The 18,955-nt window shown below is 61.1% G+C and carries 22 protein-coding genes and 1 tRNA gene; 17 read left to right on the top strand and 6 right to left on the bottom strand.

Going from position 1 to position 18,955, the window contains the following annotated elements:
• Positions 1 to 112: 112 nt before the first annotated feature.
• Positions 113 to 185: transfer RNA gene (locus QM716_RS00740), tRNA-His, on the top strand.
• Positions 186 to 490: 305 nt separating this feature from the next.
• On the opposite strand, the gene QM716_RS00735 is transcribed toward QM716_RS00740, so the two are convergent.
• Both QM716_RS00735 and QM716_RS00730 read right to left on the bottom strand, forming a co-directional pair.
• Positions 491 to 1,588 carry a glycerophosphodiester phosphodiesterase family protein gene (locus tag QM716_RS00735; protein ID WP_502941926.1) on the bottom strand — a complete coding sequence of 366 codons (1,098 nt, stop codon included), beginning with the start codon at positions 1,586 to 1,588 and terminating at the stop codon, positions 491 to 493.
• Positions 1,589 to 1,650: 62 nt separating this feature from the next.
• Positions 1,651 to 2,508, bottom strand: coding sequence for a PE-PPE domain-containing protein (locus QM716_RS00730; protein ID WP_283301590.1), 858 nt, complete (start codon positions 2,506 to 2,508; stop codon positions 1,651 to 1,653).
• Positions 2,509 to 2,615: 107 nt separating this feature from the next.
• Here QM716_RS00730 and QM716_RS00725 point away from each other — a divergent pair, with 107 nt between their 5' ends.
• From QM716_RS00725 to QM716_RS00695, 7 genes are all read left to right on the top strand, one after another.
• A complete protein-coding gene (locus QM716_RS00725; RefSeq protein WP_283301588.1) occupies positions 2,616 to 2,819 on the top strand; it encodes a lactate/malate family dehydrogenase in 204 nt (67 codons plus the stop codon).
• 9 nt (positions 2,820 to 2,828) lie between these two features.
• Positions 2,829 to 3,215 (top strand): phage holin family protein, encoded by a 387-nt coding sequence (locus tag QM716_RS00720; protein WP_283301586.1) that lies wholly within the window; start codon positions 2,829 to 2,831, stop codon positions 3,213 to 3,215.
• The gene (locus tag QM716_RS00715) at positions 3,212 to 3,577 is read left to right on the top strand and encodes a VOC family protein (RefSeq protein ID WP_283301584.1); all 366 of its coding nucleotides are present in this window, start codon (positions 3,212 to 3,214) and stop codon (positions 3,575 to 3,577) included. Before QM716_RS00720 ends, QM716_RS00715 begins: the two co-directional genes overlap by 4 nt.
• A gap of 75 nt (positions 3,578 to 3,652) precedes the next feature.
• Positions 3,653 to 4,147: an SRPBCC family protein gene (locus QM716_RS00710; RefSeq protein WP_283301578.1), complete on the top strand. Its 495-nt coding sequence runs from the start codon at positions 3,653 to 3,655 to the stop codon at positions 4,145 to 4,147.
• A 32-nt stretch (positions 4,148 to 4,179) separates the two neighbouring features.
• Complete coding sequence (locus QM716_RS00705) at positions 4,180 to 5,508, top strand: WS/DGAT domain-containing protein (protein ID WP_283301577.1); 1,329 nt, start codon at positions 4,180 to 4,182, stop codon at positions 5,506 to 5,508.
• Between the two features lie 20 nt (positions 5,509 to 5,528).
• The gene (locus QM716_RS00700) at positions 5,529 to 6,092 is read left to right on the top strand and encodes a mismatch-specific DNA-glycosylase (RefSeq protein ID WP_283301575.1); all 564 of its coding nucleotides are present in this window, start codon (positions 5,529 to 5,531) and stop codon (positions 6,090 to 6,092) included.
• 52 nt (positions 6,093 to 6,144) lie between these two features.
• Positions 6,145 to 6,495, top strand: a complete 351-nt coding sequence (locus tag QM716_RS00695; protein ID WP_283301574.1) for a hypothetical protein — start codon at positions 6,145 to 6,147, stop codon at positions 6,493 to 6,495.
• A 59-nt stretch (positions 6,496 to 6,554) separates the two neighbouring features.
• On the opposite strand, the gene QM716_RS00690 is transcribed toward QM716_RS00695, so the two are convergent.
• Complete coding sequence (locus tag QM716_RS00690) at positions 6,555 to 8,252, bottom strand: fumarate hydratase (protein ID WP_283301572.1); 1,698 nt, start codon at positions 8,250 to 8,252, stop codon at positions 6,555 to 6,557.
• A 114-nt stretch (positions 8,253 to 8,366) separates the two neighbouring features.
• Complete coding sequence (locus tag QM716_RS00685) at positions 8,367 to 9,488, bottom strand: winged helix DNA-binding domain-containing protein (protein WP_283301570.1); 1,122 nt, start codon at positions 9,486 to 9,488, stop codon at positions 8,367 to 8,369.
• A 272-nt stretch (positions 9,489 to 9,760) separates the two neighbouring features.
• On the opposite strand from QM716_RS00685, the gene QM716_RS00680 reads away from it, so the two are divergent.
• From QM716_RS00680 to QM716_RS00645, 8 genes are all read left to right on the top strand, one after another.
• On the top strand, positions 9,761 to 9,886 hold the full coding sequence (locus QM716_RS00680; protein WP_283301568.1) for a hypothetical protein: 126 nt from the start codon (positions 9,761 to 9,763) through the stop codon (positions 9,884 to 9,886).
• Between the two features lie 573 nt (positions 9,887 to 10,459).
• Positions 10,460 to 10,654, top strand: a complete 195-nt coding sequence (locus QM716_RS00675) for a hypothetical protein (protein WP_502941925.1) — start codon at positions 10,460 to 10,462, stop codon at positions 10,652 to 10,654.
• A gap of 11 nt (positions 10,655 to 10,665) precedes the next feature.
• Positions 10,666 to 11,637 carry an alpha/beta hydrolase gene (locus QM716_RS00670; RefSeq protein ID WP_283301566.1) on the top strand — a complete coding sequence of 324 codons (972 nt, stop codon included), beginning with the start codon at positions 10,666 to 10,668 and terminating at the stop codon, positions 11,635 to 11,637.
• 85 nt (positions 11,638 to 11,722) lie between these two features.
• On the top strand, positions 11,723 to 12,202 hold the full coding sequence (locus tag QM716_RS00665) for a VOC family protein (RefSeq protein ID WP_283301564.1): 480 nt from the start codon (positions 11,723 to 11,725) through the stop codon (positions 12,200 to 12,202).
• A 223-nt stretch (positions 12,203 to 12,425) separates the two neighbouring features.
• Positions 12,426 to 13,196 (top strand): ABC transporter substrate-binding protein, encoded by a 771-nt coding sequence (locus QM716_RS00660; RefSeq protein ID WP_283301562.1) that lies wholly within the window; start codon positions 12,426 to 12,428, stop codon positions 13,194 to 13,196.
• A gap of 168 nt (positions 13,197 to 13,364) precedes the next feature.
• The gene (locus QM716_RS00655) at positions 13,365 to 14,063 is read left to right on the top strand and encodes a CPBP family intramembrane glutamic endopeptidase (RefSeq protein ID WP_283303001.1); all 699 of its coding nucleotides are present in this window, start codon (positions 13,365 to 13,367) and stop codon (positions 14,061 to 14,063) included.
• A gap of 69 nt (positions 14,064 to 14,132) precedes the next feature.
• Entirely contained in the window at positions 14,133 to 15,533 is a 1,401-nt protein-coding gene (locus QM716_RS00650; protein ID WP_283301560.1) for an amidohydrolase family protein, read from the top strand.
• Position 15,534: 1 nt separating this feature from the next.
• On the top strand, positions 15,535 to 16,476 hold the full coding sequence (locus QM716_RS00645; protein WP_283301559.1) for an antibiotic biosynthesis monooxygenase: 942 nt from the start codon (positions 15,535 to 15,537) through the stop codon (positions 16,474 to 16,476).
• Here QM716_RS00645 and QM716_RS00640 read toward each other — a convergent pair.
• On the bottom strand, positions 16,464 to 16,694 hold the full coding sequence (locus tag QM716_RS00640) for a PLD nuclease N-terminal domain-containing protein (protein WP_283301557.1): 231 nt from the start codon (positions 16,692 to 16,694) through the stop codon (positions 16,464 to 16,466). The two genes, QM716_RS00645 and QM716_RS00640, sit on opposite strands and share 13 nt — an antisense overlap.
• Before the next feature lie 894 nt (positions 16,695 to 17,588).
• Here QM716_RS00640 and QM716_RS00635 point away from each other — a divergent pair.
• Positions 17,589 to 18,371 carry a DUF1906 domain-containing protein gene (locus QM716_RS00635; protein ID WP_283301555.1) on the top strand — a complete coding sequence of 261 codons (783 nt, stop codon included), beginning with the start codon at positions 17,589 to 17,591 and terminating at the stop codon, positions 18,369 to 18,371.
• Here the strand turns inward: QM716_RS00635 and QM716_RS00630 are convergent.
• On the bottom strand, positions 18,358 to 18,858 hold the full coding sequence (locus QM716_RS00630; RefSeq protein ID WP_283301552.1) for a nuclear transport factor 2 family protein: 501 nt from the start codon (positions 18,856 to 18,858) through the stop codon (positions 18,358 to 18,360). The two genes, QM716_RS00635 and QM716_RS00630, sit on opposite strands and share 14 nt — an antisense overlap.
• Positions 18,859 to 18,955 lie beyond the last annotated feature (97 nt).

The raw sequence follows: 18,955 nt of genomic DNA, 5'->3' as shown, positions 1-18,955 counted from the left end.
CGGAGCGGTGATCACCAGAGATCGTCGAGTCGAAAATCAGTAGCGCGGACGACAGGCGGGTCCGTATGGTTCGGGAGACAAAGACCGCAGTCGAAAAGCGCTGCGGTCCATACCTTCTGTAGCTCAATTGGTAAGAGCACCCGACTGTGACTCGGGCGACGGCGGATCGTAACCGCCCAGAGGGACTCAGGCCGCACCTCAGATGGGGCTGAAGCTTGGCCTAGATGCAGAGACCGGAAGCCCTCTGCCTGGACAGTTGCCGAACCAGCCTCAGCCGGTATTCCCTGAATCGCCGAACAGCATTCCAGTCACCTGCAATTTCCGCGTCGGCAAGTAGGTATTCGCAGTTGTCCAACTGATCCTTCAAAGACATCATCAGAATTCACCTCCGATCACCCGAGCAAGTACCTGTCCAGGATCCGTCCGGCGGGACCCCGCGGGCATCGGCCGTAGTACCTGTTCAGGTACCTGCTTCGGAGTGGGCCGCAGGCTACTTCTTGACCGCAGGCGCGGGTAGCGGCATACCGCGCTCGGTCAGGACGAAACGGAGACGGTCGGGGTAATCGGTGATGATTCCGTCGACACCGAGGTCGATGAGGGCGTGCATGGTGGCGGGATCATCGACGGTCCACGGGATGACCTTCATGCCACGCGGATGTGCGCTCGCGATCATGTCGGCTGTCGGGTACAAGGCGAAACCGGGGTCGCCGACCTTTCCTCCCTGCGGAGTTCCCTGGACAGGGGAGTAGGCGGAGGCGCCGAAGGTTGACACCGCCGCGATGCCGTCGCCACCGAAATCATCGATGTCCAGGCCGCCGAGCCACGGTGACGCTCCGTCCTTGCCTACCTGGAGAAAGTCGCCGTTAGTGAGCGCGACGACGGGCACACTCGGCGCGAGTTGACGGGTGAGCATCAGCGAGCCCCAGTCGAAGCTCTGAATGGTGACGCTGTCCAACAATCCTGCTGCCCGGATCGTGTCGAGGACTACAGATACGAACTGCTCACGCGGGGCGGTCTCGTGAGGCGCTCCGGCTTCCACCTTGGTCTCGATGTTGAGCTTGATTCCGGGTGCGTTGTACGACTTCACCAGAGCGAGTACTTCTTCGAGTGTCTGCATTTTCGCTCCCGGAACATTTTGCTGCTCAGGGTATCCAGCAAGGGGGAGGGTGCCACAGTCCATGGTCTTGATCTGCTGCAGGCGCAGCGTGTTGACGAATTTACCGACGTACGGGAACTCCGGGTCGCCGGTAGTGGCTGGCTCCGTGTCGAGGCATTTCTTGTTCGAGATCTTACGATCGTGTGTGACGACAGCGATCCCGTCTTCGGTGATCTGGGTATCGAGTTCGAGTGTGCTGACGCCCATTTCGAGGGCGTTGGAGAACGCAGCCAGGCTGCTCTCCGTGTACAGGCCGAGTCCGCCGCGGTGGGCTTGGACGTCGAACGTCGAAACCGGCTGGGGCGCTGAACTACCGAACGAACCGGACCAGTCGAGACTGCCGGTTGGCGATGCGGTGGCCGGGGTCGCCAGCGCGGTGAGGGGGAGTGCGACGGTCACGGCGGCACACGACAATATTCTGCTGAGTTGCATGAAAGGAACGTAGAGGCGTCGAATGGCTCGCCGGGGTTCGTTAGGTAAACTAACGGTAAAGGTCAGGCCGCGTGAATGTGCTGCCCGACGCCGCTCGCTTGGATCTTCATCCACGACGCCAGAAGCTCGCACCCGGTCAGTCCACTCTCGTCGAGAGGTTCGATTGCGTAGCTGATGTGTCTACCGCCGCGAGGGTTCTGTAATTGAAAACGGTTCAGGTTCAGCCGCGTCGGCAGATAGCCGAGTACCTCGAGGAACGCGGTGCGAATGCGTCGTAGATCGGTGCGCCACTGTTTCGGGCTGAAACGAGTCTTCTGCGCATTCTGGAAAGCATTGCTACGAAGGAGTTCCCACACCTTGCGTGCCCACACCCGCGCCTGCGAGAAGGACATCCAGCGCGTCAAGTCTGCGATGTCGCGAATGTAGCTGTCGTCGCTGGCATTACAGATCATGTCCTGCGGGTGGCCGATCCACTTGACCGGGATCCACGGCTGGACTTCCGGTCCATCGCCGGCAACACCGTGTCCCTCACAACCTTCGACGACGCCGGCCGGTTGTTGCGGATCGGAGATCAGTCCGACTCCGATGATGTTGGCGCCGTTGAGTGTCGGAAGAGTCAGCGTCGGAAGTGCCGCTCGGATTACTGTGCATCCCTGTGAGTATCCGATCAGCATCACGGGGCCGCCCGACTGCGCGATTTCGGTCGAGAGGGCCTTCACACCCATCGCGGTGCTGTGCCGAAAGCTCAGGCCGCCGTCGGCGACCGGGCCGTACGACGCGGGATACGCGACCCAGCGAGAATCGAATCGACTGTCGAGTTCGTCGGTAACGGCACTGAGGAGTCCGCGCACACGGGCGCCGTCGTCGCCGACGTGGGATTCGCCGGTGCCGCCAACTGCAAGAACGGTTACCTCAGCCATGTCAGCGATCATCCACGCCGATTCTGAGAAGTCGGCATCCAAACCCTGAGAAGAGACTGGCAATCCGTAGTGCTGCGAAATCGTTATAGAGCGAGCACCATTTACCCATGACGACGTCGAATCGTTCGTCCAGACGAAAAGTGTCCGTGGTCGGTGCGGGAAGCGTCGGCACGGCAATTGCGTATGCCTGCCTGGAACGCGGATCGGCCGACGCGCTCGCCCGCCACGACACCCACAGCGCAAAGGTCCGGGCCGAAGTTCTCGATCTCTGGGATTGTGAATATCTGTTGTCCTCGATATCCGACATATAGGATCAATAAATGATCAGCTTCCTGATTCGCGCCGCGATCTTCCTGGGTTCTGCGGCTGTCGGGCTTCTTGTTGCGTCGTTGATTCTTTCGGGCTTCTCGGCGCCTACATCCGGATTCATCGTGGCGGTCGTGATCTTTGCGATTGCGCAGTCGGTCTTGGCGCCGTTCATCGCGACGGTGGCAAAGCGACATGCACCGGCATTTCTCGGCGGAATCGGATTGGTGTCGACGTTTGTCGCTCTGTTGGTGGCGTCGATCTTCTCCAATCTGTCGATCTCCGGTGTCTCGAATTGGATTCTGGGAACCGTCGTCGTGTGGCTGGTAACCGCAGTTGCGACACTGGTTCTTCCGTTGTTGTTCGTTCGTAAGAAAGTTCAGGAGAAGAAGGCACAGTGACGCGCCCGAGCATCGGTATGGACTACACAGTCCTGGACTGCCCGGATCCGGCTGCATTGGCCAACTTCTACGTCCAGGTCCTCGAGTGGAAAAGTGTTCGGGACGAGGATGATTGGCACGTGATCGAAGGACCCGGCGGGGAGCGGCTCGCGTTTCAGCTCGCTCCGGATTTTGTTCCGGTGGACTGGCCGACGTCCGGCGTCGGGATCCATCTGGATCTGCTCGTGGATTCTCTCGACCCCGCGGAGGCTTGGGTGACGAGCCTCGGTGCGCAGCGGGTGACCGGCATCCCGGAGCATCAGACTTTCCGCGTCTACCGCGATCCGGTCGGTCACCATTTCTGCCTGTGCCTGCGGGACTGAGTGTCGACTCGCCTCGATCTCGTCGACCGTGGATAATTCCGAACACTTGTCACGCCCGAGAATTGGAGATCGACGATGGCTTCGCAGAATTCCGACGAATTCCTGGTAGAACGTACGACGATCGTCAAGGCAGAAGCATCGGTCGTCTTTGCGTTGATCAACGATTTCCATCAGTGGACTCAGTGGTCGCCGTGGGAAGGTCTCGACCCGGCGATGCAGCGCACGTACGCGGGTCCTGACGCGGGCGTCGGGGCTTCGTATGCCTGGGCCGGAAACAAGAAGGCGGGCTCCGGTTCGATGGTGATCACCGAGTCCGTTCCAGGCGAACGCGTAGTTTTGGACCTGGCCTTCCGCAAGCCGTTCAAGGCGCAGAACGTCACCACCTTTCTCATCTCTCCGAATGCCGGTGTCTCTCCCAATGCCGGTGAAGTTCAGGTGACGTGGAAGATGACCGGAAAGAAGAATCTGTTCTTCAAGATCTTCGGTTTCATCTTCAGCATGGACAAGCTTGTCGGAAAGGATTTCGAGAAGGGCCTGTCCCAGCTGAAAGCTGCTGCAGAAAAGGGCTGACGAGCCGGTGGTACCGTCTCCCGGTGTTACGGATGACGCCTACCGACGCCCAAACCTTCTGGATTTCGGAGAAGATCCCCAACGATCAGCTACTGCTCTACTGCTTCGACGGGCAGAGTCAGTCGATCGACGAGCTACGACGCTCGGTGGTGGAAAGAGCGTCGCTCATTCCTGATCTCAATGTTCGGATTCGTGAATCACCGTGGCACCTCGACTATCCGGTCTGGGAGCCCATGCCGGTCGATACCTTGTTGGTGAGAGTGCATGAGCTGCCCGATGACTCGTGGATCTCGTGCATTCAGGGAATCGAGAAACTACTCGAGCATCACGTCGACCCGCGTCAGTCGCCGTGGACGCTGCACCTGTTTCAGGATGTCAGCGGCGTGCCGCGCTGTAGCGGCCGGGCGCTGATCGCAGTTCTGCAGGTCGCTCATTCTCTGGCGGACGGCAAGCGGGCATCGGCGATCGCTCGCCTGCTGTTCTCGCCGCAACCGCCCACACCACAGAAGATGGACGGGCGACACAGCGGATCAGCAGAAATACTGGGCCGCGCGGCTCTGCGCCTGCCAGGTCAGCTTGTCTCACTGTTCCGCGACGGCCGAGCGGGGCACAAAGCGCAGTTGCAACTGCAGGCGGATACCGAGTCGGGAGTTGTTGCGCCGCAAGCGGCGAGCCGTCCCAAGGTGCGCTCCAACATCCCTCCCGGACCTCATCGGCTGGTGCGCATGGTCGTGCGGGACAGTGCAGATTTCCGCGGCGACGACGTGTCCGTCACAGTCGGTGCGATGACCGCGATCTCGGTGGCGATGGCGAACTATCTCACCGAACGAGACGGTTCGGTACCGCCCGAATTGGGAGCCGAGGTGACTATCGCCAAGGCCGGTACACCCACGGCGCGCAACCACTTCCGCAATGCGGGTGTCGGACTGTTCCCGGATATCGACGGCCTCCGGGAGCGAGCCCGACGGATCAAGGAGTCGATGGACGAGCGTCGTGCACGTGCGTCCCATCCGTCCAGCGCAGCTTCGGATCTCGCGCTCAACGCGGTTCCCGGACCGCTCGTCCGTTGGGGCGTGCAGCAATACGATTTCACGGTCGTGCCCGACGAGGTCACCGGCAACACCGTCGTGTCGAGTGTCGCGCGTGGTGATGCGGATCTGGTGCTCGGAGGCGGCGTCGTTCGGTTCACAGCGGGCTTCCCGAGTTTGTCGCCGGTCATGTCGTTGACCCACGGCGTACACGGGATCGGGGACACGGTGACGATCAGCATCACGAGCAGTCCGGCCTCGATTCCGGACATCGATGTGTACGAGCAGATGATGCACGACGCGATCGACGAGGTGCGCGAAGCGCTGTCGTGACGGCCTGATCTACTGGGAGCATGGGATTCACGCGTGCCGAACTGGAATCGTTCCGAGACGCCGAGATCGAGGATCTGATCGGGCCGGATTGTCGGCTGTTGTTCGTCGGTATCAATCCGGGGCTGTGGACGGCGGCGACCGGCGCGCATTTCGCCAGGCCGGGCAATCGGTTTTATCCGGCACTGCTGCGGGCAGGCATCATCGAGCGTGCGATCGATCCCTCCTCGGGTATGTCGGACGCTGACACACAACATCTGATCGGTCGGGGAGTGGGCATCACCAATTTGGCGGTGCGGGCAACTGCGCGCGCAGATGAATTGACCTCGGAGGAACTCGCAACTGGCGGAATTCGGGTCCGAAACATCGTGCGCGCAACCAAACCAGTAGTCGTTGCCTTCGCCGGGATCACCGCCTATCGAACAGCTTTCGGTGACAAGAAGGCGAAGGCCGGGCGCCAGGACCGCGATTTCGAGGGGGCAAAACTCTGGATCGTGCCCAATCCCAGTGGCCTCAACGCACACGAGACGGTGGACACATTGGCAGCGAAATATCGTTCCGCCGCATCCGAAGCCGGAATTCTCTGAGAGAAGTCGTAGTTCCGTTCGGCCAGAACAAGGTACAAGTTAAAGTGCTTGTATGTCTGTTCTATACAACATCTTTGTAGTGATTCACCTACTCGGTATGGCTGCCCTGGTCGGTAGCTACTTCACCGTCCTCAAGGCTCCCTCGATCACCGAGGTCATGGTGTGGGGTGCCAGGATGCAATTCGTGTCCGGCCTGATCCTCGTCGGTCTGGGCGAGGGCGCGCTGGACAAGAACTACATTCACGCGAAAATCGCTGTGAAGCTGGTGCTTTCGCTGGTCATCGTGGCCCTCGCCGAGATCACCCGGGCGAAGCAGAAGAAGGGGCAACCCAATCCGAATCTGGTGCACGTCGTCGGAGGGTTGTCGATCGTGACCGTGTTCGTGGCTGCGCTCTGGACCTGACAAAACACAAAAGAGCCCCGGCGATCGAAACGCGCCGGGGCTCTTTGCTGTTGACGTGTTTACAGACCCGGACGCTTGCCGATCGTCAGGGTCACTTCACCGGTGTGGGCGAAGAAGTCGTTGCCCTTGTCGTCGACGACGATGAAGGCGGGGAAGTCCTCGACATCGATCTTCCAGACGGCTTCCATACCCAGTTCGGCGTACTCGAGGATGTCGACCTTCTTGATGCAGTCGAGCGCCAGGCGAGCGGCCGGTCCACCGATCGATCCGAGGTAGAAACCGCCGTGCGAGTTGCAGGCGTCGGTGACCTGCTTGGAACGGTTTCCCTTGGCCAGCATGATCATCGAGCCTCCGGCAGCCTGGAACTGCTCGACGTACGAGTCCATGCGGCCGGCCGTGGTCGGGCCGAACGAACCGGACGCCATGCCGTCGGGCGTCTTGGCAGGGCCGGCGTAGTACACCGGGTGATCCTTGAGGTACTGCGGCATTTCTTCGCCGGCGTCGAGACGCTCTTTGATCTTGGCGTGCGCGATGTCGCGTGCCACGACGAGCGGACCGGTCAAGGAGAGACGAGTCTTCACCGGGTGCTTGGAGAGCTCGGCCAGGATCTCCGACATCGGCTTGGTCAGATCGATCTTGACCGCAGCGCCCTTGCCGGTGCCCGAAATTCCATCGGTCTCTTCGTCGAGCTGAGCGTCCGTGACCTCGGGCAAGAAGCGGCCAGGGTTGAATTCGAGCTGTTCCAGGAACACGCCCTCCGGCGTGATCTTGGCCTTGGCCTGTCGATCGGCCGAGCAGGACACCGCAATGGCGACGGGCAACGAAGCGCCGTGACGGGGGAGTCGGACGACGCGGACGTCGTGGCAGAAGTACTTGCCGCCGAATTGTGCGCCGATACCGATCTTCTGCGTGAGCTCGAAAACTTTCTTCTCGAGTTCGTGATCGCGGAAGCCGCGACCCGTGATAGCGCCTTCGGTGGGCAATTCGTCGAGGTAGTGCGCCGACGCGTACTTCGCCGTCTTCATCGCGAACTCGGCCGAGGTACCGCCGACGACGATTGCGAGGTGGTACGGCGGGCAGGCTGCTGTCCCGAGTGAGCGGATCTTCGCCTCGAGGAACTGCATCATCGAGTCGGGATTCAGGATCGCTTTGGTTTCCTGGTACAGGTAGGACTTGTTGGCGCTGCCGCCGCCCTTGGCCATGAAGAGGAACTTGTACGAGTTCTCGTGTCCGGCAGCAGTATCGGCGTACAGCTCGATCTGCGCGGGCAGGTTGTTGCCGGTGTTCTTCTCATCCCACATCGTGATGGGGGCGTTCTGCGAGTAGCGAAGGTTCAGACGCGTGTAGGCGTCGTAGACGCCTCGGGCAATGGACTTCTCGTCGTCTCCGGGGGTGAGCACATGCTGCCCACGCTTGCCCATGACGATGGCGGTTCCGGTGTCCTGGCACATCGGCAGGACACCGGCCGCGGCGATGTTGGCGTTCTTGAGTAGATCGAGCGCCACGAACTTGTCGTTGTCCGACGCTTCGGGATCGTCGAGGATGCTCGCCAGCTGCGTCAGGTGATCCGTGCGCAGGTAGTGAGAGATGTCGTGCAGCGCCGTTTCGGTCAGCAGACGCATCGCCTCCGGCTCGACCTGCAGGAAGGTGCGGCCGTCCGGTCCCTCGACTGTCGACACCCCTTCGGTGGTGAGCAATCGGTACTCGGTGGTGTCATCACCGATCGGCAACAGGTCCTCATAGAGGAAGTCGGCCATCATCTCTCCTGAACAAGGGTGCGTGCGAAGGTCGCATTCAGGTTATCGTTGGGGGTTTCCTTCTCCGAATCGGGGCGGGTGTGAGCTGGAATTATCCGTGCCGCACTGGCTCGATCAAGATACTTCGACCAGTTCGGAGAGCTCGGCGCCACGAAATTCGGCAAGTATTTCGGCCTGCTCGGCGACTGCTGCGCGGGCCGATCGGGACCACGTTCCCCACGGGGTGATCGCGACCTTCAGATTCTTTCCGGACGCCCGCGGTCGCCACAGTCCGGTGATCGTGCCGCCGACCACCACCGTGCCCGGTCGCCCGAGGGTCGGCCATACCGTCTTCTGTGCGGCCGGGTCGGGAACCAAGGTCTGCCGATCCTTGAGCTGTACATACGGATCGAAAGGCCCGAGCAGGCGCGTACTCGAATCGGTGGGGGAGCCGAGCAAGTCTTCGCGGTCCTGTTCGAGAATCCACCGCTTCTCGCCGTTCACCTCGATCTCCTCGGCATCGGTGGGCCAGTGGGCTCTGACATCCTTGACCGGAGCATCGAGAAACGACGCGACGTGAGCAGGAGTGGCGGGGCCGTAGAAGCGCAGATACCCGCGAATCACGTCGAAGCGGGGATCGGCGTCAGAACCTGAGGCTGTGTACGGGCGTCGACGCCAACCCGGAATGCGTTCGAGCACTGGGGGAGATGTGTCCGGCTGCAGCTCGAGGCCCGCCTGAAGCGCCGCGAGCCGGAACGGCATCTCGTACAGATGGGTGGCGTTACACGGTCGGCAGAATCTCAAATACGGTTCGGTGACCCGCGTGGTCAATTGCGCGGACATCTCGCCCTTGACGGTTGGTTTCGAGACGATGTCCCGCATCGCGGTAGCAACTGTTTGCAGGGCAGTCAGCGTCGGGATGCCGGCGGCCTTCAGCGGCCGGTTCGCGTCGTAAATACGTTTGGCTGCATCGACTTCACTGAACGGCGACGTGGCGACAGCGACGGCAGGCAGGTCGCGACGACGGTAGTAGTGGGGAGCTCCGCGCAACGTCCAGGCAAGAGCGTGGTCAGTGGCGTCGACGCGTACGCCGCGGATCTGTAGTGCCCAGGCGGCGCCGTCCGGTCCGGTGTTCTGAATCCCGAGATCGAGAATGTCGCAATCGTGGTGATCGGCATCACCGGCAAGAGGGGTGTCGAGTTGATGGCGGTGCCACCGGAAATTAGCTACCTGCGTGAGTGAGGTTGCGCTAGACATGATTTCAGTTTACTGGTGAGTAACCGCAGGTTGTGTGTCGGTTAATGATCGCGGCAACAGAATCAGTAAAATCCGACCGATTTGCCGGAATTTTTTCAGTAGCAGACCTTATTAGTCGAAATAATGACCCCATTGTCGGAATTCTTTGCCAACTGGTCGTTCGTATGATTACTGTTACCCACGTCACGGATACATTACAGATGTGACGCAGCTGTCACAGCACTGTCGGGTGCTTTTTGACGGCTGACCTCTGACTTCTCAAGGAGATTCACATGGGTTCAATGGAAGGTATTCTCGGCGCTGTTGTTCAGGGCCTGGGATCACTGTTCAGTGCTGACGGTCTGCTCAAGACTTTCATGGGTTCGGTAGAGGGCATCTCCAAGGACCCGACTCCTTAATCCAGCGCAACTTTGCAGCGTCCGCTTCGGACGTAGTTACTTCAACTTCTACTAACTGCAGGAGGAAACTCATGGGATCTCTCGGTGAAGCATTCGGAAGCGTCAACAACCTCGGCCAGCGTCTCGTCGACGCACTGACCACGCTCAGCGGCGGCACGGTTACGCCCAAGTAAGCGTCGTCTGACGAGAAAGGCTCACGCACTCGGTGCGTGAGCCTTTCCGTGTCGACCGGGTCGCGTTTTTCCGATCACGTCGGTTTTGCCTGTCTCAGGCGGTACCGTTCGAACGGTACCGCTGCCGAAGAGAGTGACCCGGATGATCGAGACTCGTTCCTTACGAACGGTTTTCCGCGTCTTCGTGGCTCTGACCACGGCGGTATGTGGGTTCCAACTTTCTCAGCGCACCGGGTCACGCTCAATCAGTGGACAGCAGGCTGGTCGACACCTCGGTGTACTCACCGTCGGTGGGGCGCGACATACCGTTGCAGGTCTTGCGGCCGGCTGATACCTCGACACCCGCTCCGACGCTCTACCTACTCAATGGAGCGGCCGGACCCAAGCCTCGCGAAATCCGGTGCAGTTTGTTCTCGGTGGCGGAATCGAGGCAGCAACTCACTACTGCACCACCCAGCTTGCGGAAAAGACGAACGCATTGGGTATGAACGACATTCGCTACAACTTCAAGCCGGCAGGAACGCATTCATGGGGATACTGGGAAGACGACTTACACGATTCGTGGCCGATGATCGCCGCGTCGCTCGGCGTGTGAGTTCCCGTCGAGTGAGCCTTCGAAGCGTCGTTCTCGTCGGCGCGCTCGCCCTGAGTTCACTTCTTGCGCTGCCGTCGACCGCACTCGCCGACGAGGCCCCGAAGATAACGAGCGTCTCCGAACTGTCCTCGCGCTTGGTTCTTCTCGACGTTCTGAGTCCCGCCATGGGGCGCACCATGGCGGTGAAAGTGCTACTTCCGGCCGACCGCTCGGAACCGCGCGGGACGCTGTATCTCCTGGATGGCAATTCCGGGCAGATCGAGGAGAACAACTGGTTGGCCCCGACCAACGGCGATATCGTGCCGTTCTTCGCCGACAAGAATGTGAACGTCGTACTCCCCATCGGTGGAACCGGCACCATGTACACCGATTGGCAGGAAGATCACCCGAAATTCGGTCGTCTGAAGTGGGAGACGTTCCTGACAAAAGAGCTTCCCTCGCTGATCGACGAGAGGTTCGCGACCAACGGGCACAACGCAATCGGCGGGATCTCGATGGGTGCAGAAGCCGCGCTGATCCTGGCCCAACGCTCAGCCGGGTTGTACGACGCGGTCGCCGGCTACAGCGGCTGCTACACAACCGTCGGAGGATTCGGCAAGGCGTTGACCGATCTTGTGGTCGTCAACGGAAATGCCCGTTCGGAGCAGATGTGGGGTCCGGCCGGCAGTGAGGCTTGGCAAGAGCACGACATCTTCGCCAATGCCGACAAGCTGCGCGGCACCAAGGTGTATCTCGCCTCGGGGTCGGGACTACCAGGCCCCCACGAAACCCTCGATACTCCTGCCCTGGGTCGTGTACTGGTCGTGGGCGGGGTTATGGAACTGGGATCGAACCTGTGCACCGACCAGATCACGCAGGTGCTGCGCGAGCGAGGAGTCGATGTCACCCGCAGCGCTCAAGCGGTGGGGACGCACGGTTGGCCGTATTGGCGCGACGAACTCGTTCGGTCATGGTCGATGCTCGAATCTGCGTTGTCCGCTTGAGCAGTTCCTTGCGATGAGTTTTCGTTTCCGGTCGGGTCTATAACCGTGTACACCTGATTCGTAACCTCTCCGACAAGGACAGAACATGCCTTCCATCACCCCCTGTTTGTGGTTCGACAATCAAGCAGAAGAAGCAGCGAACTTCTACATCTCGGTGTTCGGTTCCGGGCAGATACTCGGAATCGAAAGGTACGTCGAGGGATCGCCCTCCGGAATGCCGGCGGGATCGGTGATGACCGTCAGCTTCGAGCTCGGCGGTCAGCGATTCACCGGATTGAACGGCGGACCGATGTTCACGTTCTCGGAGGCCGTGTCTTTCGAGATTCCGTGCGTCGATCAGGCGGAGGTCGATCACTACTGGTCCCGGCTGACCGATGGCGGGGAAGAAGGCCCGTGTGGATGGGCCAAGGACAAGTTCGGACTGTCCTGGCAGGTAGTCCCGAATCGTCTCCTCGAACTGATGCAGGATCCAGATCGAGCCAAGGCGCAACGCGCCACGGACGCGATGATGAAGATGAAGAAAATTGACATCGCGGAACTCGAAAAGGCCGCAGACGCATCCTGAACATGACGTGACAGACGGGCGACAGTCTTCTTTAGCTGACGCTAGCCTTCCCTAATTCTCGCTGGAGCGTTGGAGGAGTGCTGGTAACCATGCGGATCAAAGTCTCTCGAATGAAGATTGCAGTCACGGCGCTGGCAGCCTCGCTTGCCGTCGCCGGGCTTGCCGGTTGCAGTAGCGACAGTGCTGACGCACCGGCGGAGGCGGGCGCAACCATTTCGACGATGTGGGCACTCAACCAGTGGGCGTCGCGGACTGGATGGCGTTCGGCGGCAAGGGCGTCGGACCGTGGGTTGCGGACGAGTTCACCACCGACCCGAAGATCCTCGGAACGATGGATCTGAGCGTCGAGGACGTCATCGCACTCGAGCCGGACCTCATTTTGTGGACGCGGAGCGACAACACGCAGGCGACGTACGACAAGCTCAGCGCCATCGCGCCGACGGTCGGGCCGCCTCCAGGTCTCTCCACGGCCTACGGGACGACGGTCGAGCAGCAGACTGAACTCGTCGCCAAGGCACTCGGTAAGGAAGCGGAAGGCAAGGCGCTACTCGACGGCCTCGACGCCAAGTTCGACGCCGCGATTGCCACCAATTCGAACTTCGCGGGCAAGACCGTGGCAATCGGTGCCTACAGTTCCGACGGTTACGCCGCCTACGTACCCGGTGACGCGCGCGCAGACTTCATGACCCGTCTCGGCTTCACGATTCCGGCCGCGATCACCGAAAAAGCAACCGGCAATTTCTACGTTCCGGTCGCCAACGAGAACCTCAACCTGTTCGACGCCGATCTCACCGTGCTGTTCCCGATCTTCCTCGACAGCAGTGCGTTTGCGAACGATCCGCTATTGCGTGCAATTCCGTCGGCCCAACATGGACACTTGTTGATTCTCGATGACGTTTCACTCGTCAATGCTTTCTCGAGTGGCTCCGTACCGGGGCTGACCTACGCAATCGACAACGCGGTTCCGAAGTTCGCGAGCACGCTCGGGGCCTGATCAGTGCCATTTCAGGGCCTGCCCGTCACTGTGAGCGTGTTCGCAAAAAGTGGCGGGCAGTTCTCGTACGTCGGTACACTGGAAAAAGTGAACTTTCAGCTAACGAGCGACGGCCCCGTGGAGATCGGTCCAGTGGAGATCGCAGCGACCGCTCCCCGTTTTCCGCGGATGCACGCATACGTGGATATCGCTGTTGTGATCGTGGTGCTGGTCGGAACGAATCTGATCGCGCACTTCACCACCGCCTGGGCAAGTATCGCCACGGTACCTATCTCTGCTCTCGTTCTGCTGGCGCTCACCAAACGCCGGGGGATGGGGTGGGCGGAGCTCGGGCTGTCTCCCCGTGACCTGCGGAAGGGTTCGAAGTACGCCCTCGCCGCCGTCGGTTTGGTCCTGACGGTTGTCGCCGTCGGTGCGCTGCTTCCGCTTACGCGCCCCTTCTTCATGGCGGATCGCTACGCCACAATTTCCGGCGCCATCATCGCGTCGATGATCGTCATTCCGCTCCAGACCGTCATACCCGAAGAGTTGGCTTTCCGCGGCGTCCTGCACGGCACGCTGAACCGGGTCAGTGGATTCCGGGGCGTCGCAGCGGCCGGTTCACTGATGTTCGGACTGTGGCACATCGCGTCGTCGATGGGTTTGACCAGCGGCAACGAGGGGCTTTCCGGCTTTCTCGGTACCGGAGTCGTCGGTCAGGTCGCCGGAATCCTCGGAGCTGTTCTCGCCACCGCTGCAGCCGGTCTCGTATTCACCTGGCTCCGTCATCGCAGTGGCAGCCTCATTGCGCCGATTGCTCTGCATTGGTCGTTGAACGGGGCGGGCGCGCTGGCTGCGGCTCTTGTTTGGCACGCAACTCTTGCTTGATCCCAATATCTGACAAAAAGGACAGTATTCGCCGCGCGGCGCCGGGTAGTTTTGTGCTTTGCTCAGTGAGTGACGCACCTTCATCGAGGCCATGTCTTCCACATTTCCGGTCGTCCGACGGTTGAGGATGCGGCGCAGTCGCTCGTCTCGATCCCCGACGGCGTGTTGGCGATCGACGAAGCGGGAACCATCGTCTACTGCGGAGAATTCGAATCACTCCCGAGTGAACTCGAAGGCGCTGAAACCCACGATCACCGGCCAGGATTCCTGCTGCCCGGATTTGTCGACGCACACATTCACTTCCCGCAAACGTACGCCGGCGACGCGTACGGCGGCGGTCAGCTCCTCGAGTGGCTCGACCTCTGTGTCTTTCCCTCCGAATCGAGGTTTGCTGATCCCGAGTTCGCCCAGCACGCTGCCGAGGCCTTCTGCGCTCGCCGAATCGCCACGGGAACCACGGCCGCGATGGTGTTCGGATCGGCCTTCCCGCACGCGCAGGACGCGTTGTTCTCGGAAACTCTGAAACGCGGCCTTCGAGTGGTCAGCGGGCGGGGGATTCAGACCACCGGCCCGGCCTCCGCCGCCGCGCTGATCACCTCGGAAGAGGACGCGATCAGGCTCACCCGCGAGGAGATCGACAAGTGGCACGCGGCCGACACCGGTGACGTGAACACTGCCTTGGTTCACGTCGCAGTGGTTCCGCGCTTCTCCCTCGCGGTGACGACCCGAACGCTGAAAGCGCTGGGGGAGTTGTACGACTCGGTCCGCGACCGCGGCGTCTACTTCCACAGTCACCTCAACGAGAACAACCGGCCGGGAACCGGCGAGGTGGCAACCACACTTGCCGAGTACGAGGTCGAGACCTATCTCGACACGTACGACGGCAAGTTCCTCCCCGGCTCGCAAGTCGGCGGAAAGAGCTTCCTGGGTCCGCGTGCGATTCTCGCGCACTCGGTGCACTGCCAGGACTCCGAACTCGCACGAATGGCCGAGACCGGAACCTCGATCGCACATTGTCCGACGTCCCAGCAGTTTCTCGGCTCAGGCACCATGCCGTGGAAACGAACCGTTGCATCAGGGGTCAACATCGCGATCGGATCGGACTTCGGCGGCGGCGACGAGTGCCTGCTCACCCGAGTCCTCGGCGACGCCTTCAAGGTTCACATCTCCGAAGCCGGCGACGACGGAGTGTCGATGCACCCCGCCGAACTGCTGTTCACCGGAACTCTCGCCGGTGCTCGCGCGCTGGACATGGAGAACCGGATCGGCAACTTCGACGAGGGCAAAGAGGCCGACTTCCTGGTGATCGATCCGGCCGGGTGGCCGCCGCTCGCCGGGCTCGTCAACCATGGAACGCGTTCGGATGATCCGATACTCGCCCGCGACCAGACGCTTTTCGGGCTCCTGATGGCGATGCGCGAACCCGCGATTGCGCACGTGTACGTGCAAGGGCGCCGGGTGTCGGGCTGACGTGTCCGCAACCGCCATCACCGGGTACCACCGAACGAGTTCGGGATTCCGGGCGTGGGTGGAGCGTGCGGCCGAGATCGCCGGTCGATTCGACGGCTACCTGAGCTGTGGCATCAGTGATCAACCGGATCCGGTGTCGCACGGGTTGTCCGTCACCTTTGACAGTGCCGACGATCTTCATCGTTGGCTGGAGTCGGGCGAACGCCGCGATCTCGAAAGATCGGCTGCGGCAACGGGAATTCTCGCGCAGACGAGTGATCTGGTCCTGGTCGACGGCCTTTTGCCGCCGCCCGGTATCGGTGTGTACGACCATGCCGTCGTCGTGGGTAAGGAGAACGAGTTTCTGCGAACGCAACGACACCTCATCGATCTCAGTTCGCGATTTTCAGGCTACGAGTCAGTGATGTTGTTGCGGTCGGTCACCGACTCCACCCAGTGGAAGTCCGTACTTCGGTTTCGGACCGAACAGCAGTTGGCGGTGTGGATGGCGTCGCCCGAAAGGGCCGCGGCACTACCGAAACTGCGAGCCGAGCTAGCCGAGGACTTCACCGAGACCACGCGGTCGACGCCGTTCGGCACGATCCTGCGCACGGAGAACGGGCAGACCCGTGCGACGCCGAATTGGAAGACGGCGATGATCATCCTGCTCGTTCTCTATCCGACGGTGATGACGCTGTCGAGGTTTCTCGGACCGCTGCTCGACGGGATCGGAGCGCCGCCGTGGCTCTCGATGTGGCTGAGCCAGATAGTCAGCGTCGGCGCCATGACGTGGTTCCTGATGCCGACGGTCACGAAGTGGTTCCGCCATTGGCTGGACCCGGTCGACGGCGCCGTTCCCCGCACCAACTGGCGCGGAGTCGCGGCGGTAATCGCGGTGTATGCCGTAACTCTGACCCTGTTCGCGTCGGTGAAGTGGCTGCAGTTCTGGGACTACTTCGACTGAATCCGGCCTCGGCGGAAGTAGGCGAGCGGTCCGAAGAAGTTGACGAAGATGATCGCTGCCCACTTCTTCTTGCTGCCGTTCACCGTTTCGGCAGGTCGTCGCGCGAGGTCGGTCCACGCGGCAATCGCCAACAGGGACTGAATCGTTCCGAGCAGGGCGACGATGCGGCACTGCGCGGGTGACAGCTCACCCCAGGACTTCGTTTTCGTGAGGTTCATGAACTCCACCTTGCCCTCGAATGTCCAATTGGTGTGGAGATGGGATTGCCATCGGCACCCGAAGTTCCTCGACACGGTGTGAATAGCATCACCATGATGACCGCTAAGTACGGTGTGGGACCGCGGCGGGACGGTCGTTTTAGGCGTAAAGATCTCGCTAACTCGAACTGTGGCTGAATGTTTGCGTGAGCGCTAAGCTCGACCGGCCCGATTGCCAGATGCGATTTGGCCAATCTGCTGGTACGCGCTCTATCGGGTGAAACACCCGGTCAGTTAAGTAAGGCTTGCCAAACTTGTGTTCGGCGTACAGATGTCATGCTGGCTGATAGCTGCTATCGGGAACGATGTTCGGAATGTGTCAACAAATCGCCCGTAGGTGACAGTTTGATCACTGCCGGTGGGTGTCACCTGTGTGTATGTCTATGGCCGGAAGAGGCTGAAATGTAACGTCCCGGACACATTTGGTGTCGCCAAAGTAACGGAAGGGCTCTAAAGTTATGCCCGGCAGCCAGCCAGTGGCCCGCCATCACGGACAGTTCATCACTGACAGGAGCTAATTCAATGCCTACTATCGGTTTCGGCGACATCTCAGACTTCCTCGGCGCTTTCGCTGACCTCTTCGGATTCCTCGACTTCATCTCCGGAAGCGTTGAAGGCCTGTCGGCCGAGTAAGTCCCGCAAAGCCAGAAGTGCCCCCGAGTCGCAGACTCGGGGGCACTTCTTTAGTTTTCGGCGGGCAGGTGGCCGAATGCGCGCTGAGCCCATTTGTCGCAAATGTGGCTCGTGTTGGCCAAGTGCATGGCGGGGACGATGTGACTGTGGTGGAATGCGAGCGAAAGAAGACAGCTTGCCTGCCCGCCACTTCGAGCGGGACACGCCGATGATCGGAGCTTTGTGCACGTCTCGCGAAGAAACCTCTTCAAGTACGCAGCCGCTGGATCGGCAGCTGCCGGACTCGCTGCATTGAGCGGTACGACGTCGGTGGCCAATGCCGGTTCGCTCGGGACCCTGCTCGATTACGCCGCCGGCGTGCCGTCCGCTCAGGCAATCAAGGCCGCCGGGTATGCAGGCGCCATTCGATACGTCTCGGATCGACGACCGGGCGCAGATTGGATGGTCGGTAAGCCCGTACTGGCGCGGGAAACCGACGCGTTGACGGCGGCCGGACTCCAGGTCGTTTCCTGCTATCAATTCGGCAAGGGTGGAACGGCGGACTGGCGCGGGGCCCGCGAGGCCGGCAAGCGTCACGCGTCCCGTGGCCTCGAACTACATGCTGCGGCCGGGGGGCCGTCCGGTCGGCCGATCTACGCGTCGATCGACGACAATCCCACCAGTACCGAGATCACGACGCTGATCGCGCCGTACCTCGAGGGGTGGGCCTCGGTTGTCGGCAACGGGGCGCTCGGTATCTACGGAAACACTCGCGTGATCGACGCGATGATCGGTGCCGGGGTCGGAACCTGGTTCTGGCAGCACAACTGGGGTTCACCCGCAGGGTATGTGCACCCGCGGGCAAACCTGCACCAGTTCGAAATCGACAAGCGCAAGGTCGACGGCGTCGGCGTGGATCTGAATTCGATCCTCACTCGCGACTACGGGCAATGGTCGTTGGCCGGCTCGGTCGGTCCGGTCCAGCCCGTCGGATCGTCGCTGCCGACGGGATCTATCGCACCATAGCGCCGAATTTGGCGAGCCAGGCCTTCGCGTCATCGGGGAGAGCGCCCGCCGCTTCGGCGGCGAGGCACCATGCTTTTGCCATCGACAAAAAGTTCATCGGGTTGTAGGCGTCTTCTTCGCGAGACCACAATCCGTCGCCCGCATAGTGCAGGATCGTGATGTTGGCGGCGCCGTGCTTGGATCCGTCACCCGGATCCTCCATCGGGTTGTCGATCTCGCACACGATCCATCCGCGCTGCTCGTCGACGACGAACCAGTTGGCCGGGAACTCGGTCATCCGGCGCCCCGGGAACTCGGTCATCGTGCGAGTCACCCACTTGCGTACGGCTTCTCGGCCGTCGAGAGTGCCGAAAGCGTGTTCCACGTAGACGACGTCCTCGGTGAACAGGTCCGCGAAGGCATTCCAGTCGCCGGAACGAGTGCACTCGACAACGGTGTTCTGGTAACTCGCGAATGCTTCCTCAAGTTCAGTGCGTGACCAGGTCATGAAAACTCCTCGGGTAGTCGTCGCCTCAAATTAGAACACGTTGCAGAATTGTGTGTCGGCGATTCGATGCAGAAGGGTTCTGCGGTACCGTCGTCGA

Source organism: Rhodococcus sp. IEGM 1409 (assembly GCF_030056735.1).
Classification (GTDB): Bacteria; Actinomycetota; Actinomycetes; order Mycobacteriales; family Mycobacteriaceae; genus Rhodococcus_F.
This window is presented reverse-complemented; position numbering and strand designations above follow the sequence as displayed.

Excerpts from the sequence above, each read along its gene's own strand:
- QM716_RS00735 (WP_502941926.1), bottom strand. The coding sequence starts at position 1,588 with ATGCAACTCAGCAGAATATTGTCGTGTGCCGCCGTGACCGTCGCACTC.
- QM716_RS00730 (WP_283301590.1), bottom strand. The coding sequence starts at position 2,508 with ATGGCTGAGGTAACCGTTCTTGCAGTTGGCGGCACCGGCGAATCCCAC.
- QM716_RS00725 (WP_283301588.1), top strand. The coding sequence starts at position 2,616 with ATGACGACGTCGAATCGTTCGTCCAGACGAAAAGTGTCCGTGGTCGGT.
- QM716_RS00720 (WP_283301586.1), top strand. The coding sequence starts at position 2,829 with ATGATCAGCTTCCTGATTCGCGCCGCGATCTTCCTGGGTTCTGCGGCT.
- QM716_RS00710 (WP_283301578.1), top strand. The coding sequence starts at position 3,653 with ATGGCTTCGCAGAATTCCGACGAATTCCTGGTAGAACGTACGACGATC.
- QM716_RS00705 (WP_283301577.1), top strand. The coding sequence starts at position 4,180 with ATGACGCCTACCGACGCCCAAACCTTCTGGATTTCGGAGAAGATCCCC.
- QM716_RS00700 (WP_283301575.1), top strand. The coding sequence starts at position 5,529 with ATGGGATTCACGCGTGCCGAACTGGAATCGTTCCGAGACGCCGAGATC.
- QM716_RS00695 (WP_283301574.1), top strand. The coding sequence starts at position 6,145 with ATGTCTGTTCTATACAACATCTTTGTAGTGATTCACCTACTCGGTATG.
- QM716_RS00690 (WP_283301572.1), bottom strand. The coding sequence starts at position 8,252 with ATGGCCGACTTCCTCTATGAGGACCTGTTGCCGATCGGTGATGACACC.
- QM716_RS00685 (WP_283301570.1), bottom strand. The coding sequence starts at position 9,488 with ATGTCTAGCGCAACCTCACTCACGCAGGTAGCTAATTTCCGGTGGCAC.
- QM716_RS00680 (WP_283301568.1), top strand. The coding sequence starts at position 9,761 with ATGGGTTCAATGGAAGGTATTCTCGGCGCTGTTGTTCAGGGCCTGGGA.
- QM716_RS00665 (WP_283301564.1), top strand. The coding sequence starts at position 11,723 with ATGCCTTCCATCACCCCCTGTTTGTGGTTCGACAATCAAGCAGAAGAA.
- QM716_RS00655 (WP_283303001.1), top strand. The coding sequence starts at position 13,365 with ATGCACGCATACGTGGATATCGCTGTTGTGATCGTGGTGCTGGTCGGA.
- QM716_RS00640 (WP_283301557.1), bottom strand. The coding sequence starts at position 16,694 with ATGAACCTCACGAAAACGAAGTCCTGGGGTGAGCTGTCACCCGCGCAG.
- QM716_RS00630 (WP_283301552.1), bottom strand. The coding sequence starts at position 18,858 with ATGACCTGGTCACGCACTGAACTTGAGGAAGCATTCGCGAGTTACCAG.